Source organism: Haloprofundus salinisoli, assembly GCF_020097815.1.
Lineage (GTDB): Archaea > Halobacteriota > Halobacteria > Halobacteriales > Haloferacaceae > Haloprofundus > Haloprofundus salinisoli.
The window spans coordinates 2,370,880-2,385,907 of record NZ_CP083663.1 but is presented as its reverse complement, the minus strand read 5'-3'; the positions used below and the strand labels follow the sequence as shown (position 1 = coordinate 2,385,907).

Genomic DNA, 15,028 nt, shown 5'->3' with positions numbered 1-15,028 from the left:
CGTCTGTTCTTCGGGTGGCACGCCGAAAAAGCGGCCGAAAGAGCGGGGCGAGAGAAACGAAACCGACGACTATTCAGGGTGTACGACCGGCGAACCACCAATGGCAGACGAGGCACTCCGCGCGGCCGTCGCCCGACGCGCCGCGGAGGCCGGGGCAGCGGTCGCGTTCGACCGCTTCCGGCGGGGGATCGACGTAGAGACGAAAGACGGCAAGACCGACGTCGTGACGCAGGCCGACAGGGACGCACAGGCCCGCGTCGCCGACGTCATCGACGGGGCGTTCCCCGAAGACGAGCTCGTCGGAGAAGAGGACGACGCGCTCAAAACCGTCCCCGACGACGGCGACGCGTGGGTCGTCGACCCCATCGACGGGACGAACAACTACGTCCGGAACATCCGCATCTGGGCGACGGCCGTCGCCGCCGTCCGCGAGGGCGAACCCGTCGCCGCCGCGAGCGCCCTCCCGGCGCTGGGCGACACGTACGTCGCCGACGCCGACGCCGTCTACCGAAACGGTCACGAAATCTCGGTCAGCGCCGAGACCGACCCCGAGAAGAGTACGGTCGTCCCGACGGTCTGGTGGGACTTCGACCACCGCGACGAGTACGCGGCGGCGACGCGCGAACTCGTCGAGCGCTTCGGCGACATGCGTCGATTCGGCTGTGCGCAGGCCGTGTTGGCGATGGTCGCCGACGGCTCGCTCGAGGGGACGATAACGAACATCGTCGCCAACCCGTGGGACACCGTCGCCGGCGTGTACATGGTTCGGCGCGCGGGCGGCACCGTCACCGACCTGGAGGGTAACCGCTGGCGACACGACTCGAAGGGACTCGTCGCCTCCAACGGCGCGGTCCACGACGAGGTGCTCGCCGCGGCCCGCGGCATCGAGGAACTGGACGGCTGACCGGACGGTCCGACGCTCGTCACCGGTTCCAGGCGGGTCGCGCGATTCGGTAGGCAAAAGTCACCCGCCGTCCAGTTGCGCGCATGGAACTCGACGACACGGACCGTGCGATTCTCCGCATCCTCCAGGAGGACGCCCGTACCCCGTTCAGCGAGATCGCACGTCGAATCGACATGTCGAGTGCAACCGTCCACGACCGGGTGGGGCGGATGGAGAACGCCGGCGTCATCGAGGGGTACCACGCCAAGGTCGACCCCAAGGCGGCGGGGTACGGCACGTCTGCGCTGGTCGGCCTCCGCGTCGAACAGGGCCACGAGGCCGAAGCGTTAGAGCGTCTCGAAAATCTCGACGCGGTCAAGGAGATCTACCTGACGACCGGCGAGTGGGACGTGATGCTCCGGGTGTTCGCACACGACACAGAGGGACTGCGCGAGCTGATGTTCGACCACATCGCGGCGATGGACGGCTTCTCGCGCTCGCAGACGATGGTCATCCTCGGCACGGAGTACGAACGCGCCGGACTACCGCTCTGAGCGTCGGCCCGCCGATTCCGCCGTCTCGGCCGTCCCGTCCGTCTCGGACGCCCGAGACCGGAACCCTCAACATCTGCCCCTACAGGTGTGTGGATATGGCAACGGTCGCAGAGCGCGTGGAGGCGGACCCCGAGCGGACGTGGCTCGCCGCGATGGCCGCGCTCCTCACCGCCCTCGTCGGCGGGTCGCTCCTCTTTCCCCGCATCGTCTACGATGGCTTCCTCTGGCGTTACTTCTGGGGCCCGGTCGTCGCCGACGGCGAAGGCGCGACGTGCGCCGTCCGCGCCGACGGCACGACGACGCTCCTCGACAGCGCGGCAGCGTGTCAGTCCGCGACGGGCTTCGTCGCCTATCCCGGCTACACGCTCGTCTCTGAGGCCGGCTACGTCGTTACCCTCCTCCTGATGCTCGGCGGCGTCGTTTTGCTGCTTCGTCGGTTGAACATCGGCACGAGTCGCAAGTTCTTCTACGCGCTCTTCCCGTTCATGCTGTTCGGCGGGGCGCTGCGCGTCGTCGAAGACGCGGGCATCGCGGCGATGCGCGCCGGCGTCGAACCCGCGATTCCGTTCCCCTGGAGCGCGCTCATCATCAGCCCGTTCATCTACTTCACCGTCTTCTTCATCACGCTCGCCGCCGTCGTCGCCACGGTGTTACTCTCGCGGCGCGGCGTGTTCGACGAGTTCTACCGGCCATTGGCGGTCGTCGGCAGCGTCGTCCTCGCGGTGACGCTCGCGTACCTCGGCTACCTCGCGGCGACGACGGAGTACGTCACGTTCTACCCGCAGGTCATCACGGTGATGCTCGTGTTGACCACCGTCGTCACCGCGGTCACGTGGTGGCTCATCGAGAGGTACAAACCCGAACTAAACGCCGGAACCGTCTACGTCGGACTCCTCCTCATCTGGGGGCACGCGCTCGACGGCGTCGCCAACGTCGTCGGCCTCGACTGGATGCCGGCGCTCGGCGCGGGGCCGAACCTCGTGCCCAAACATCCGGTGAACCAGGGTATCGTCGACATCACCGCCGCGGCGCTGCCGGCGTCGGTGCTCGCGGTGACCGGCGACGCGTGGCCGTTCCTGCTCGTGAAACTCGCCGCCGCGGTGTTCATCATCTGGATCTTCGAACCGGAGATATTCGAGGAGAGTCCGCGGTACGCGATGCTGCTTCTCATCGCGGCGCTCGCGGTGGGACTCGGCCCCGGCACTCGCGACATGCTCCGGGCGACGTTCGGCATCTGAACCGACTCGGAGACCCGATTTTCCGCCGTCTCAGCCGTTTATGGTACTCGCCTCGCCGTCGGCGCGGACCGTGATGACCGTGCAGTCGAGTTTCTCGCGGAGATACGCCTCGATGTCCGGATTGTTTAGGAACCTCCGGAGCATCCGCCGCCAGCGCCCGGCCTGCTTCGACCCGATGACGACGATGTCCGCTCCTTCGGCGGCGACCTCTTCCAGAATCGTCTCTTCGACGAGAAAGCCGCGGCGGATGACGTAACGGGCGCGCGGCAGGCGGCCAAACTCCGTCTGCGTCGCCCGTTTCAGTTCCGCGCGGGTGATGTTTTCGCCGTTCTGATAGAGGTTCACGTGGAGGACGGTCAACTCGGCGTCTCGTTCCTCGGCGATACGCACAGCTTCGCGTAGCGTCGCCTTCGAGTGGCTGGTCAGCGGATACCGAACCGGGACGACAACTAACGTCATTACAGGACGGTCAGTGTTCTCGGGTGTGAATATTTCTATCCGGTCGACGACACGTACCGGGTGCTGACGTTCTCGTCGGTTGAGTGGACGGGCGTCGGGCGTCGCCTCCCGACTCGCGGGCGGTCAGTCGATCGCGGGCCGTCGAATCCGACCGTCGACGCTCGCGGAGACGCCGAACTGGCGGGCGTACTCGGCCAGAATCTCGTGTTGGATGCCGTGTTCGCTCGCTCGGTGGCGCTCCTCGATGACCGGGAACTCGTGGTCGCTGTGCAGGAGGTACTCCGCCGTCGCCACCCGGTACAGTCGGGTCGGGTCGACGGGGTCGCCGCCGACGCGCACCTCGTCGAGTTCGTTCCGGTCGTCGTCCCACCGCAGCGTCGCGCCGCTGACGTGCCCGTGCCACCAGTGCGGTTCGCCGAAATCGACCGCGCCGCCCGCGGCCTGCCGAAACGCCGTCAGCAGCTCTTCACCCGTGAGTTCGGCGACGACGACGGGTTCGGCGAAGGGGACGACGCTCACCAGGTCGGCGACGGTCACCTCGCCCGACAGCGGCGGGCCGTTTCGGATGCCGCCGCTGTTCTGGAGGCCCACGTCGGCGGCGGCGGCCCAGCGGTAGGCGTCGGCGACGAAGTTGCCGATGGCGCACTCGCCGCCGAAGACGACGCCTTCGGTCCGCCGCATCGGCGTCTCCGCCTCGCCGACGACGCTGTCGAGGCCGGACTCGGCGAGTCGACCGCGGAGCGCCGCCACCAGCGACTCGTCGACCGTTGCGTCGCGCGCCTCGGGGTCGTGGCGCTCCGCGCGTGCGCCGTCTTCGTCCAGCGTGACTTCGAGCACCGTCCGACCGTTGACGCCCGGACGTACGAGGAGGGTCTCGTCGACGTACTCGGCGCGTTCGGAATGGACGTGACCGCCGAGCACCGCGTCGACGTCGACGCGGCGGGCGAGTTCGTCGTCGCCCGCGCCGAGATGCGAGACGGCGACGACGTAGTCGACGCCCTCGGCGCGGAGTTCGGAGACGGCGCGTTCGGCCGCCTCGTACGGGTCGGTGAACGTCAACTCGGCGGCCTGCGGGTTGAGCGAGTCGGTGGCGGGGTCGGTGAGGCCAAAGAAGCCGACGACGTCGCCGCCGGCGGTTTCGACGGTCCACGGGACGACGCCCTCGGCGCGGCCGAACCTGTCGCCACGTTCGTCGCGAACGTTCGCGCTCACCCACGTCTGCGGGGCGTCGGTGACCAGTTCGCGGGTCGCGTCGGGGCCGTAGTCGAAGTCGTGGTTGCCGAACGTCTCCACGTCGCTGCCGACGGCGCGGAAGAAGTCCAGCGCCTGCCGACCTTTCGAGACTAACGCGAGGACGCCCGGTGAGGTGTTGTCTCCGCTGCCGACGACGAGCGAATCGGGTCCACCGAGCGTGGAGAGCAACCCTGCGAGACGGCCCGCGCGCTCGGGGTCGTCGTAGACGTTCTCGATATCGGAGTAGTGGAGCAACCGCGGCATTCACTCCGCGTCGGGGTGGCCGCGGTAAGAAGCCACCGAGTTCGGTCGACCGTTCGAGTCGGTTCGGTCGACCGTTCGTGCTGGTTCGCTCGACTATTCGAGCTGGAACGCGACGGTGACCTCGGCTTGATACTCTCGCCCCTCCTGGGCGAGTTCGACCATCAGGTCGTCCACTTCGACCCAGTAGACGTTCTCCAGCGTCTCCTCTGCGCGGTCGACGGCGTCGTCGACAGCCGAATCGAATCCCTCGTCGCTCTGACCGATGAGCGTGATTTTCTTGAACACCATTTCGGGTACGCCTACGACTCCTGGCAGTAAAAATGCACGCGGCGCTCACACGTCACGAGAAACGACCGGGCGTGCGCGCGTCGTCGGAGAGGTCAGTTACTCCGACTCCGCCCGCCCCCGCCCGAACTTCCCCGCCACCGCGCCGACGACGTCCGAGAGATGCGCCGTCCCCCAGACGGCGACGACGACGCCGCCGAGCGTGTTGAACATGATGTCGACGAGCGTGTCGTCGGGGCCGAACTGCGTCAACACGGGGTCGCCGCCGGTCATCGCCGCCACCTCGCCGATGGCGAACTCCAGTACCTCCCAGAAGACGCCGAAGGCGACGGTGAACATGAGGATGAACACGAACATGAACCGCGGCGGGAGTTTGACCGAGTCGGTGTGCACGTCGAACGCGCGGGCGACGGTGTAGCCGACGGCGGCGACGATGGACGCCGACAGCGTGTGCGTCATGTGATCCCACCACCAGAACTGCCGGTAGAAGCCGGTCTCGAAGCCTGGAATCCCGCCGCTGCCGACGGCGTGCAGGAAGACGGCCGTCGTCACCCACAGCGTCAGTCCGGCGTCCATCGGGATGTGGTAGTCGCGCTCCAACAGCGCGGGGACGTACGTCACCGCGAGGGCGACGCCCGCGTTGACGACGACGCCCCAGTCGCCGCGCTCGACGCCGATGGCGACCATGCCGACGAGGACGAGTTGCATCGCCCGCGCCACCTGTATCTGTCGGCGCTCGCTGATGCCCAGTTTTTCGCGGGCTCTCATCGGCTCTCACCCCCGCTGATAGCCGCCGGGAGTCGCTCTCGGCTGTGGGCGCGGCGGCGGAAGTAGTACTCGAACAGCAGTCCGGCCCCGACACCTGCCAGCGTCGCGGCGACGAAGTCCCACATCATCGCGGTGTGGATGATGTCGTCCGGACGGCCGTCCAGCAGGAACTCGGTACCGAGATAGAGATCCGAGAGCCACTGGACGACGGCCCACACGCCGGCGGCGGCCATCGTCGTGACGGTGACGAACAACACGGCGAACGAGTAGTTCATCCGGACGGACGTGAACACGTCGAGTTCGACGGCGACGACGAGCGCGACGGCGGCGACGGCGAAGTATCGGACGACGCGCCCGCTGAGCGTCACCCCGTCGATGGTCTGGCCGCCGACGAACGCCTGTCCAAGCACCGGCAACACCGCAAGCGCCAACACCTCCCACGGGAGCATCGCCCGTGGGTTCCGGTAGGCGACGGCCGGAACGACCGCCAGCGCGGCGGTTCCGAGGACGAACCCCGCCTGCACGAGTTCGCCGGTCAGCAGTTCCCCGACGCCGGCGACGCAGAAGACGACGACGAAGAACCATCCGACGGCGGCGTTCGTCCGTTCGTTCTCGACGATGTCGCTCAGTCCCGACCGGTCCATGCCCTCCTATCGTCGCGTTTCGAGCAAAAGGTTTCCCACTAAGACGGTCGCGCGCGACGACTACCGAAGGGACGACTCGACCGCGGCTACGCGACCAGATACGCGACCGTGTACGCGAATCCGGCGATGCTGATCGCCGCGAGACCGGTGCAGAGCGCGGCGAGTCTATCGGGTAACTCGACCCGTCGACTCCGGATTCGGACGCGCGGGGCCGCGCCGACGACGCCGACGGCGAGCACGCTGAAGACGAACGGATACGAGAGTTCGAGCGTCGGCGCGGGGATGAGGAGGACGCTCACCGCGTACGCCGCGCCGAGCGCCGCGCGGCCGTCGACGGCGTCCCGGAGCGAGTAGCCCGAGAGGTGGAGCGCGACGAGCAGTCCCGACCAGATGACGAGCAGTTCGAGACCGAACGCGCCCAGCAGGTTCAGCGTCGGGTCGACGCTGAACGAGAGCCGGTCGGTGAACACCGTCGCGTCGAACGGGTAGAACATCGCCGGGGGTGACCCGGTGAACAGGTCGCCGAACGGGTGCGAGACCAGTCCGACGAGCGCCGCCGAGAACGTCGCTCGCGGGCCGAGGTCGGTCCAGCGCTCGGTCCCCTCGGTGATGCCGACGGCGACGGCGGCGAACAGCAGCATCACGAACACCCCGAGACCGCCGGAGACCACGGCAGCGACGGCGACGACGGCCGCGAGCAACCCGCTCGCGGCGACGAGTTCGCGCCATCTGTGGAGGCGCCGTCCTCTGAGCCACAGCGCCGCCGCGACGGCGACGACGGGCGCGACGGCCACCGAGTGCGTCATCGTTCGGTGGACGAGGTTACCGGTCTGCCAGAACTGCGAGGCGACCGACAGCGCGCTCGTTGCCTCCGCGCCGACGACGCCGACGAAGGCGTACGCGATGTCGACGTCGGGGGCGGCGGCGAACGCCGCAGCGACCGCCCCCAGCGAGAACGCGCGCGTCGAGTCGACGCCGCGAATCACCGCCGCACCGGCGACGAGCGCGAACGCGAACACCGCGTGCCCGACGAACATACCGGTGGTTACGCGCCGGAATAGATAAGATGTACGGACCGCAGAACCGCCGACGCCGTCGGTGAGTCGAACATCGAACGGTGCCGGGGCGTCCCCGTCTTAGGCGTAGTCGTCGAGTTTCGTCCACCGGTTTTCGATCTCGGCGTTGCCCTGGACCACGGTGTCGTCCTCGACGCGCAGTCGGGTTTTGCGGAGTTCGATGCTCACTACCTCGCCGGTGACGTCGCCGGTGGTGACCCGGTCGCCGGGGTTGAAGTCGGGGTCACGGAGGAGGTAGACGCCGGCCACCGCGTCGGCTATCATCCCCGAGGTGGCGTAGGAGACGCCGAGCGCGACGAAGCCCGCGGCGGTGCCGAGCGACGTCGCGATACCTTCGAGGCCGACGATCGAGAGAAACGACAGCGCGACGCCGAACCAGAGAAACACCGAGACGATGGTCACGATGAACTGTCGGTAGACGGGCGACTCGCCCGGTAGCGCCCGCGCCAACACCGCTTTCACCACGAAGAGGACGACCTTGACGACGGTGGCGGCGAGTACCAGAAACACGAGGCCGACGAGTAACACCGGAATCGCGTCGACCAACTGGCCGAGAAACCGCTCCAACGCCTCTTCGACGATGCCCGTCTGTAAGATGGGTGACCCCATACCCGAAACTACCCTCCGGACTGATAAATAAGCGACTCCGGACTCTCAGGCGACGGCCGCGACGTCTTCGCGGATGACCCGATAGTCGTTGGCGTCTCCGACGCTGATTACCGCCCATTCGTAGGTCCGAGCGGCGCGTTCGAGTCGCCGACAGAGCGAGTCGGCGTGTTCGTCCCAGGTGACGAAGCAGCGGAGCGGTGGACCGTCGTCGCGTCCGCCGTCGGCGAGCGCGTGACCGATTGTATCGTCGTCTGCGACAGCCGTCACTTGTACGGTACGCCACTTTCGTTCGGCCCGTAGGTCCGTCCCCTCTCCGGATACGGTGTAGCCGAGGCGGGTGAAAATACTCTTGGCCTCCTCGACTGGTGGCATGGTAACAGGGGCCATGTAAGCGAACGTACTCTCCCTCGTGTGATAAACTTTGTCACAGACTGCGGGAACAGTCACGAACGTCGAACCACGTCAAGCGAAACAGCCGAAACCGGACGACGGTCCGTTTTCGTCCGTCAATTCACTCGTGGGCGGCGTCCCACTCGTCGGGTTTCTTGATGTTGCCGCAGGCGTTGCACTCGATGCGGCCCATCGTGTCCATCGCGTTGTCGAACGTCTCGCAGTTACCGCAGAAATAGCCCCAGCGGATGTCGCGCGATTCGGAGACGTACGCGGTGTAAAACGGCGCTTTCGACCCGCGGGTCCCCTCACTGCGGTCGACGTAGACGGTGTCGTCTGCGGATGTCGTGGCGACTTCCAGTTCCATGTGTTCGAGTTCGGGTGACGGGAGTTAACTACGTTTCTACGTGCGGAAGCTCTCACCGCAGCCGCACTCGGAGACGACGTTCGGGTTCTCGACGTGGAACCCCGCAGCCTGTAAGCCGCCCTCGTAGTCGAGGACGCTCCCGCCGATGTAGCGGCCACTCGCCGGGTCGACGAAGATGCGAAGTCCGTGGTGTTCGGTCACCGCGTCGTCGGACTCGGGTTCGTTGTCGAAGCGCATGCCGTAGGAAAGCCCCGCGCAGCCGCCCTGCTGGACGAACAGGCGAAGCCCCGCTACGTCGGTGTCCATTCCCTCTCGCTCCAAGAGCGACAGCGCCTCCGACGCCGCGTTCTCTGTCACCTTCACCGGCGTCTCAGCGTCGCCGTCGACGGATTCGGTACTCATGACTGAGCGTATCGTCCGGAGGCTGTTAACTGTGACGCTGGTTCACGGGGCCGAGCGCCGCCGCCGAAACGGGAATGACACGGCTGCCACATTCTGAAAATTGTACAATTTCCACAAATTACCAGATTTGCAGAATTCTCGAACGGCGTCCCCGAAACTCCGCTATTCGCCGGTCTCGTCGCCGTCGAGTCGAACGCGCACGCTCTCGGCGTGGGCCTCTAACCCCTCGGCCTCCGCGAGCGTCGTGACCGTCTCCGAGAGCGCGTTCAAGCCGTCCTCGTCGAGACGTTGGACCGTCGTCGAGCGGAGGAACGTGTCGACCGAGAGCCCGCCGTAGAGTTTCGCGCCGCCGCTCGTCGGCAGCACGTGGTTCGTCCCCGAGGCGTAGTCGCCCGCGGCGACGGGGGTGTACGGACCGAGGAAGACGCTCCCGGCGTTGGTGATGCGGTCGAGCAGTTCCTCGTCGTCGCGCGCCTGAATCGAGAGGTGTTCGGCGGCGTACTCCTCGGCGAAGAGGACGGCCTCCGGCATCGACCGCGCGAGCAGGACGCCGCTGGCGTCGTTGTCGAGCGCCGCCGAAATCACGTCGCTGCGCTCGCGCTCGTCGATTCCCGCCTCGACCGCCTCGGCGACGGCCTCGGCCGTCTCCCCGTCGTCGGTCACGGCGACGACGGAGGCTTCGGGGTCGTGTTCGGCCTGCGCTAAGAGGTCGGCAGCGACGAACTCGGGAGTGGCCGTCTCGTCGGCGACGACCAGAATCTCGCTCGGCCCGGCGAGGAAGTCGATCTCGACGTCACCGCGGACCTCGGCTTTCGCCGCCGTCACCCACTTGTTGCCGGGGCCGACGACCTTCTGGACCGCGTTGACAGTCTCCGTGCCGTAGGCGAGCGCCGAAATCGCCTGCGCACCGCCGGCGGCGTACACCACGTCCGCTCCGGCGGCGTGAATCGCCGCGAGCGTCACCGGGTTGATCTCGTCGGCGGGTGGCGTGGCGACGGCGACGTGCTCGACGCCGGCGACTTTCGCGGGGATGACGCCCATCAGCGCGCTCGACGGGTAGGCGGCCGCGCCGCCGGGGACGTAGACGCCGACGCGTTCGAGCGGCCGGAACCGACGACCGAGTTCCCGGCTGCCGGAAGAGCTTCGCACTTCCGCAGTCACGTTCGCTTCGCTCACGTGACCCGAGAAGTCGTCGCGCCAGTCCTCGGGGAGCTGCCGTTCGTGGAACTCGCGGACGTTCTCGGCGGCTGTCTCGATGGCCTCGCGCATCCCCTCGTCGATGTCGTCGTACGCCCGTTCGGCGAGGTCCGTCACGTCGACGTTGCCGACTTCGACGCCGTCGAACTCGCGGGAGAACTCCCGGAGCGCCACGTCGCCCTCCTCGCGGACGCGGTCGACGATGTCGCGGACGTCGTTGCGGACGGCGTCGACGCCCGCGTCGCGCTCGAACAGCGCGTCGCGCTCGCCGGGGCCGAGATCCGCGATTCGCTTGACTTGCATGGGCGCGCTTTGACGGCGGCGGGAAAAGACGTTCCGATAGCGAGAGAGCAGCTCTCACGAACGTTTATCCGAGAGGACGCGACCACTCCCGGCCGTGCCCTGACGACGCGACGCGCGGAGAACGAGGCGGGTGTGCGGCGGTCCTCCGCGTGCCGGTAGCTTCGCCGCCTGTCTGCCCCGATAAACGCCTTCGCTCCCGTCGTTACGTCTCCTCGATGGGGACGACCCCGAGAAACGAGAGCGTCGCGCGGACGAACAGGTAGCCGACGAGGCCGAATGCCGCGAAGAACGTCGGCGCGGCGAGCAACCGCGCGACGTCGTAGGGGAGGAAGATTCTGCTCGTCCCCATGACGACGAAACTGACGAGGATGAGGCCGAACGCCAGAAACGAGAGTTGGACGAAGCGGTCGCGGTTCACACGTCCACGAGTCCGAAGCAACACGACATAGCTGTTCCGTACTCGCGGACTCAGTCGTCGCCGAGTTCTCGCATCGTTCCCTCCGAGTCGAAGACCGCGTCGACGACCCGCTGTACCCGATGCGCTTCCTCGAAGGAGACCAGGTCGCCATCGCCGCCGTCGAGGCTGGTGACGAACTCGTCGACGAGCGTCAGCGTCGTCTGCTCGCGCATCTCGTTGAGTGTCGTCCCGCTCTCCTCGCTCGCGCCGCGGTTCTCGACGAGTCTGTACCACTCGGTCAGCGTGAGCGACGACTCCGACCCGACGACCGTAATCGAGTTCTCCTCGGACTGCTCGTGGTTGCAGAGCAGATCGAGCGTTCCGTGGACGCCGCCGACCTCGAAGTAGCCGACGATAGACTCCTCGTACGTCTCGGGGCCGGTGTACGTGACCTCGGCGCTGAGTCGCTCGACGGGGCCGAAAATCTCCTGGACGCCGAAGAGAAAGTGCGTGCCGACCTCGCGGAGCGGACCGCCCTGTTCTCTGCTCTTCAGCCACTCGACGTCCTGCCACTCGCGGGGCCACTGGGGGAACCTGAAGTCGAGCGAGATCCGCTTCGGGCGGCCGACGTCGCCGTCGCTGACTCGCTCTCGCATCTCGACGAACCCAGGTGTGTACCGAAACGGAAGGTTGACGGCCGTCGTCTGCTCGGACGACAGTTCGAGTTCGACCATCTTCTCTCCCTGCTCGGCGCTCTCGGCGATGGGTTTCTCGCAGATGATGTCTTTCTCGTGTTCGAACGCGAACTGCGTGACTTCGAGGTGGCCGGTCGGCGGGATGCCGACGTAGACGACGTCCACCGCGTCGGCCCCTACCAGTTCCCGATAGTCGGTGAACGGGGCGCAGTCGTACTCGTCGGCGAACGCCTCGACTTTGGACTCGACGAGGTCGCAGGCTCCCCAGACGTTCGTCCGCTCGTGAGCGGCGAACGACTCGGCGAGCCGGTTCCCGATGACCCCACACCCGACGATTCCGACGTCGTAACCTGGTTCGGACGACATGGCGTCGAAGAGCAGCGTCGGAGCAATGACTCTGCTCATTCCGGAACGTCCCGCGACACCGTCGGGTCTTCCCGCGCCGAACTCGTCACGGAGACGAGACGTGCGCCGCCGACAAGCTATCGTCGCTCGCGCCCGTGTACACTCACTACATGGACGACTCAATCCGGGTCACCGTCGAGACCGACGACGAAGAGGAGACGGTCCGAGTCTACGACGCCGAAGGGTCGGTCGAGGTCGACGACGCGACGTTTCGATTCAGTGTCGACGACGCGACCGTCGACGGGGCTAACGAAACCAACGAAACCAAAGAGCCCGACCCGTCGCCCGCGAAAGCCGACTCGCCGAGCGATTCGCATCGACTCGTCGCTGTCGACGACGTGCCCGCGAGAGGGACGGTTCGGTTCGAGGCTCTCAACGGAGAGCGCGGGACCGAGGGGATACTCGAACGCAGCGGCGACGAGGTATACGCGTGGCGCAACTCCTGTCCGCACAAACCGCACGTCCGGCTCGACCCCGGGTTCGGCGCGCGGACGACCAACGACCACATCGTCTGTCACGAACACGGGGCGCGGTTCGTCCGCGGCGACGGGTTCTGCACGCGGGGTCCGTGTCGCGGTCAGTCGCTCGACCTGATCGAGGTCGAGTGCCGAGACGGCGACGTGTATCTCTCCGACGACCGATTCGACTCGGGGCGGCGGTTGTAACGACCTCCTCGAGTCCGAACACTCGTCGGATCGTCCGAGGGTTCTGCGACGCTCCCGCCGCGTAGAGCGCTGTCGGCACTAACGGATCGAAAATGACAGAATGTGGGGTCGTTTTGCCGCCGCAGGCGGCGTACTAAACTAATTTACAGGCGCGTGAGGTTCGTCGCGCGCGGGCCCTTCGGGGCCTGCTCGATGTCGAACTCCACTTCCTGTCCCTCTTCGAGGTCCGGGCCGCCAACGTCCTCCATGTGGAAGAACACGTCGTCGTCCGCGTCGTCAGTCGAGATGAAACCGTAGCCGCCAGTGTCGTTGAAGAAATCAACTTCGCCTTTCGCCATTGCTTCTGAAACCAATCGGCGTCGAGGGATAAGGCTTGCGAATTTGCATCTATAGGACCCGTATAAATTGACGATTATTGCAAAATAGAAAATAAATACAGACGTTTGAATACTATTTGCCGCGCCTTATTGGCATTGTTGGCTCTTTTGGCGGCTATTTCGCGTGCTTCTGTGGTAATCGAGCGTTCCCGTCGTGGCTCGTTCGTCACTCTCGGCAGTCGAGCGCTGAAAGTGTCGCCCGGAACACTAACGACCGGCCTCATCCCGTGGCGGCATGCCGCGTCGGCCGGGAAACCCTCGTGCCGGGCAGTCGTCCCTTTCGGCCGGACGACAGTTGCACTGATGTTGCGCGCCCGGGTTCGCCGCGCGGTCATCGCTCCCGAAGTGGGATCACTCGGGCGGGGACTAAAGGCACGCAGTCGACGTACTCTCTGCGCCCTCATACGGGTTTCGACCCGCTTCGCCGACAGACTCGAACTCGATTCGGGTGGCCGCCGAGAGTCTTTCGGCAAATGGGTGAATCGGGCGGCAAACCGCCCAATGTTCACGAACATACGCAAGATTGCGTCCGAATCCGAACCCACTTATGGGAGTGTCACCCACCCCCACGCTAATGGCAGTACGCGTTGGCATCCTCGGCGCCACCGGCGCAGTCGGACAGCGATTCATCCAACTTCTCGACGGTCACTCGAGCTTCGAGCTCGCGGCCGTCACCGCGAGCGACGAGAGCGCGGGCAAGAGCTACCGCGAGGCCGCCAAGTGGCGCGTCGACACGCCCATCCCGGACGACGTCGCCGAGATGACGGTCCGACGCACCGCCGTCGACGACGTGCCCGACGACCTGGACCTCGTCTTCTCCTCGCTTCCCTCCTCTGCGGCCGCGAACGTCGAACCCGAGTTCGCCGAAGCCGGCTACGTCGTCTCCTCGAACTCCTCGAACGACCGGATGGCCCCCGACGTCCCCCTCACGATTCCGGAGGTCAACGCCGACCACCTCGGCCTCATCGAAGTCCAGCGCGACGAACGCGGCTGGGACGGCGCGCTCATCAAGAACCCCAACTGCTCGACGATCACGATGACGCCGACGCTCGCCGCGCTCGACGAGTTCGGCCTCGAACGCGTCCACGTCTCGACGCTCCAGGCGGTCTCCGGCGCGGGCTACTCCGGCGTCACCTCGATGGAGATCATCGACAACGCCATCCCGCACATCGGCGGCGAGGAGGAGAAGATGGAGAGCGAGTCGCGCAAACTGCTCGGCTCGTTCGACGGCGCGGAGCTCTCGTTGCACGACGCCGACGTCTCCGCCTCCTGTAACCGGATTCCGACGCTCGACGGCCACCTCGAAAACGTCTTTGCCGAACTCGAAGACGACCCGTCGGTCGACGAGATCGCCGACGCGATGCGCGAGTTCCCCGGCGTCGACCTCCCGAGCGCGCCGGACCCGCTCATCCGCGTCTTCGAGGACCCGACGCGGCCACAGCCGCGCCTCGACCGGATGCACGGCGACGGGATGGCCATCTCCGCGGGCGGCATCGAGGAGACGAGTTCGGGTATCAAGTACAACTGCCTCGCGCATAACACGATTCGCGGCGCGGCGGGCGCGAGCGTCCTCAACGGCGAGTTGCTGGTCGAAGAAGGCTGGGTCTAAACACCCACCTTTTGCGCTGCGGGCGCGCTTCGCGCGCCCTCGGCAAAAGCTGGACAAAAACACTCCTCCTTCACTTCGCGCTCGCAGAGCGAGCGCTCCGTTCAGTCGTCGGTCGAAAATCGCGTAGCGATTTTCGTACAGTGGACTACGCACTGCGGTTGGTTGGGCAAGCCGCAGACACATTTTCTCACCGAACTGCGTGGGGTCG

General features: G+C 66.4%; 19 protein-coding genes. 5 read left to right on the top strand and 14 right to left on the bottom strand.

The features are described from left to right. Positions 1-100: 100 nt before the first annotated feature. From LAQ73_RS12600 to LAQ73_RS12590, 3 genes are all read left to right on the top strand, one after another. Positions 101-904, top strand: coding sequence for an inositol monophosphatase family protein (locus LAQ73_RS12600; protein WP_224268631.1), 804 nt, complete (start codon positions 101-103; stop codon positions 902-904). Positions 905-987: 83 nt separating this feature from the next. Further along, a complete protein-coding gene (locus tag LAQ73_RS12595; protein ID WP_224268630.1) occupies positions 988-1,437 on the top strand; it encodes an Lrp/AsnC family transcriptional regulator in 450 nt (149 codons plus the stop codon). A gap of 95 nt (positions 1,438-1,532) precedes the next feature. After that, positions 1,533-2,675, top strand: coding sequence for a DUF63 family protein (locus LAQ73_RS12590; protein ID WP_224268629.1), 1,143 nt, complete (start codon positions 1,533-1,535; stop codon positions 2,673-2,675). Positions 2,676-2,705: 30 nt separating this feature from the next. On the opposite strand, the gene LAQ73_RS12585 is transcribed toward LAQ73_RS12590, so the two are convergent. From LAQ73_RS12585 to LAQ73_RS12525, 13 genes are all read right to left on the bottom strand, one after another. Continuing rightward, positions 2,706-3,134 (bottom strand): universal stress protein, encoded by a 429-nt coding sequence (locus LAQ73_RS12585; RefSeq protein ID WP_224268628.1) that lies wholly within the window; start codon positions 3,132-3,134, stop codon positions 2,706-2,708. 123 nt (positions 3,135-3,257) lie between these two features. After that, complete coding sequence (locus tag LAQ73_RS12580; RefSeq protein ID WP_224268627.1) at positions 3,258-4,631, bottom strand: bifunctional metallophosphatase/5'-nucleotidase; 1,374 nt, start codon at positions 4,629-4,631, stop codon at positions 3,258-3,260. Between the two features lie 93 nt (positions 4,632-4,724). Further along, a complete protein-coding gene (locus tag LAQ73_RS12575) occupies positions 4,725-4,919 on the bottom strand; it encodes a dodecin (RefSeq protein WP_224268626.1) in 195 nt (64 codons plus the stop codon). 96 nt (positions 4,920-5,015) lie between these two features. Next, positions 5,016-5,684 carry a DUF2238 domain-containing protein gene (locus tag LAQ73_RS12570; protein WP_224268625.1) on the bottom strand — a complete coding sequence of 223 codons (669 nt, stop codon included), beginning with the start codon at positions 5,682-5,684 and terminating at the stop codon, positions 5,016-5,018. After that, entirely contained in the window at positions 5,681-6,328 is a 648-nt protein-coding gene (locus LAQ73_RS12565; protein WP_224268624.1) for a hypothetical protein, read from the bottom strand. Before LAQ73_RS12565 ends, LAQ73_RS12570 begins: the two co-directional genes overlap by 4 nt. Before the next feature lie 86 nt (positions 6,329-6,414). Then, entirely contained in the window at positions 6,415-7,365 is a 951-nt protein-coding gene (locus LAQ73_RS12560) for a metal-dependent hydrolase (RefSeq protein WP_224268623.1), read from the bottom strand. Between the two features lie 99 nt (positions 7,366-7,464). Next, positions 7,465-8,013, bottom strand: a complete 549-nt coding sequence (locus LAQ73_RS12555) for a mechanosensitive ion channel domain-containing protein (protein WP_224268622.1) — start codon at positions 8,011-8,013, stop codon at positions 7,465-7,467. A gap of 45 nt (positions 8,014-8,058) precedes the next feature. After that, a complete protein-coding gene (locus tag LAQ73_RS12550) occupies positions 8,059-8,400 on the bottom strand; it encodes a DUF7116 family protein (RefSeq protein ID WP_224268621.1) in 342 nt (113 codons plus the stop codon). Positions 8,401-8,524: 124 nt separating this feature from the next. Then, positions 8,525-8,770 carry a DUF5816 domain-containing protein gene (locus LAQ73_RS12545; protein WP_224268620.1) on the bottom strand — a complete coding sequence of 82 codons (246 nt, stop codon included), beginning with the start codon at positions 8,768-8,770 and terminating at the stop codon, positions 8,525-8,527. A 36-nt stretch (positions 8,771-8,806) separates the two neighbouring features. After that, complete coding sequence (locus tag LAQ73_RS12540) at positions 8,807-9,172, bottom strand: HesB/IscA family protein (protein WP_224268619.1); 366 nt, start codon at positions 9,170-9,172, stop codon at positions 8,807-8,809. Between the two features lie 162 nt (positions 9,173-9,334). Beyond that, the gene (hisD, locus tag LAQ73_RS12535) at positions 9,335-10,672 is read right to left on the bottom strand and encodes a histidinol dehydrogenase (RefSeq protein WP_224268618.1); all 1,338 of its coding nucleotides are present in this window, start codon (positions 10,670-10,672) and stop codon (positions 9,335-9,337) included. Between the two features lie 202 nt (positions 10,673-10,874). Then, positions 10,875-11,090 (bottom strand): hypothetical protein, encoded by a 216-nt coding sequence (locus tag LAQ73_RS12530; RefSeq protein ID WP_224268617.1) that lies wholly within the window; start codon positions 11,088-11,090, stop codon positions 10,875-10,877. 50 nt (positions 11,091-11,140) lie between these two features. After that, positions 11,141-12,130 carry a Gfo/Idh/MocA family protein gene (locus LAQ73_RS12525; RefSeq protein ID WP_224270759.1) on the bottom strand — a complete coding sequence of 330 codons (990 nt, stop codon included), beginning with the start codon at positions 12,128-12,130 and terminating at the stop codon, positions 11,141-11,143. 149 nt (positions 12,131-12,279) lie between these two features. On the opposite strand from LAQ73_RS12525, the gene LAQ73_RS12520 reads away from it, so the two are divergent. Beyond that, complete coding sequence (locus LAQ73_RS12520) at positions 12,280-12,834, top strand: Rieske (2Fe-2S) protein (protein ID WP_224268616.1); 555 nt, start codon at positions 12,280-12,282, stop codon at positions 12,832-12,834. 143 nt (positions 12,835-12,977) lie between these two features. Here the strand turns inward: LAQ73_RS12520 and LAQ73_RS12515 are convergent, their stop codons facing one another. Then, positions 12,978-13,172: a cold-shock protein gene (locus LAQ73_RS12515; protein ID WP_058582823.1), complete on the bottom strand. Its 195-nt coding sequence runs from the start codon at positions 13,170-13,172 to the stop codon at positions 12,978-12,980. Between the two features lie 613 nt (positions 13,173-13,785). Here LAQ73_RS12515 and asd point away from each other — a divergent pair. Next, positions 13,786-14,820 carry an aspartate-semialdehyde dehydrogenase gene (asd, locus tag LAQ73_RS12510; protein WP_224268615.1) on the top strand — a complete coding sequence of 345 codons (1,035 nt, stop codon included), beginning with the start codon at positions 13,786-13,788 and terminating at the stop codon, positions 14,818-14,820. Positions 14,821-15,028 lie beyond the last annotated feature (208 nt).

What these genes read in the sequence shown, in the direction of transcription:
- LAQ73_RS12570 (WP_224268625.1), bottom strand. Translation starts at nt 5,684, where the DNA reads ATGAGAGCCCGCGAAAAACTGGGCATCAGCGAGCGCCGACAGATACAG.
- LAQ73_RS12585 (WP_224268628.1), bottom strand. Translation starts at nt 3,134, where the DNA reads ATGACGTTAGTTGTCGTCCCGGTTCGGTATCCGCTGACCAGCCACTCG.
- LAQ73_RS12555 (WP_224268622.1), bottom strand. Translation starts at nt 8,013, where the DNA reads ATGGGGTCACCCATCTTACAGACGGGCATCGTCGAAGAGGCGTTGGAG.
- LAQ73_RS12590 (WP_224268629.1), top strand. Translation starts at nt 1,533, where the DNA reads ATGGCAACGGTCGCAGAGCGCGTGGAGGCGGACCCCGAGCGGACGTGG.
- LAQ73_RS12560 (WP_224268623.1), bottom strand. Translation starts at nt 7,365, where the DNA reads ATGTTCGTCGGGCACGCGGTGTTCGCGTTCGCGCTCGTCGCCGGTGCG.
- LAQ73_RS12600 (WP_224268631.1), top strand. Translation starts at nt 101, where the DNA reads ATGGCAGACGAGGCACTCCGCGCGGCCGTCGCCCGACGCGCCGCGGAG.
- LAQ73_RS12540 (WP_224268619.1), bottom strand. Translation starts at nt 9,172, where the DNA reads ATGAGTACCGAATCCGTCGACGGCGACGCTGAGACGCCGGTGAAGGTG.
- LAQ73_RS12575 (WP_224268626.1), bottom strand. Translation starts at nt 4,919, where the DNA reads ATGGTGTTCAAGAAAATCACGCTCATCGGTCAGAGCGACGAGGGATTC.
- LAQ73_RS12520 (WP_224268616.1), top strand. Translation starts at nt 12,280, where the DNA reads ATGGACGACTCAATCCGGGTCACCGTCGAGACCGACGACGAAGAGGAG.
- LAQ73_RS12515 (WP_058582823.1), bottom strand. Translation starts at nt 13,172, where the DNA reads ATGGCGAAAGGCGAAGTTGATTTCTTCAACGACACTGGCGGCTACGGT.
- LAQ73_RS12545 (WP_224268620.1), bottom strand. Translation starts at nt 8,770, where the DNA reads ATGGAACTGGAAGTCGCCACGACATCCGCAGACGACACCGTCTACGTC.
- LAQ73_RS12550 (WP_224268621.1), bottom strand. Translation starts at nt 8,400, where the DNA reads ATGGCCCCTGTTACCATGCCACCAGTCGAGGAGGCCAAGAGTATTTTC.
- LAQ73_RS12595 (WP_224268630.1), top strand. Translation starts at nt 988, where the DNA reads ATGGAACTCGACGACACGGACCGTGCGATTCTCCGCATCCTCCAGGAG.
- LAQ73_RS12565 (WP_224268624.1), bottom strand. Translation starts at nt 6,328, where the DNA reads ATGGACCGGTCGGGACTGAGCGACATCGTCGAGAACGAACGGACGAAC.
- hisD (WP_224268618.1), bottom strand. Translation starts at nt 10,672, where the DNA reads ATGCAAGTCAAGCGAATCGCGGATCTCGGCCCCGGCGAGCGCGACGCG.
- LAQ73_RS12580 (WP_224268627.1), bottom strand. Translation starts at nt 4,631, where the DNA reads ATGCCGCGGTTGCTCCACTACTCCGATATCGAGAACGTCTACGACGAC.
- LAQ73_RS12525 (WP_224270759.1), bottom strand. Translation starts at nt 12,130, where the DNA reads ATGTCGTCCGAACCAGGTTACGACGTCGGAATCGTCGGGTGTGGGGTC.
- asd (WP_224268615.1), top strand. Translation starts at nt 13,786, where the DNA reads ATGGCAGTACGCGTTGGCATCCTCGGCGCCACCGGCGCAGTCGGACAG.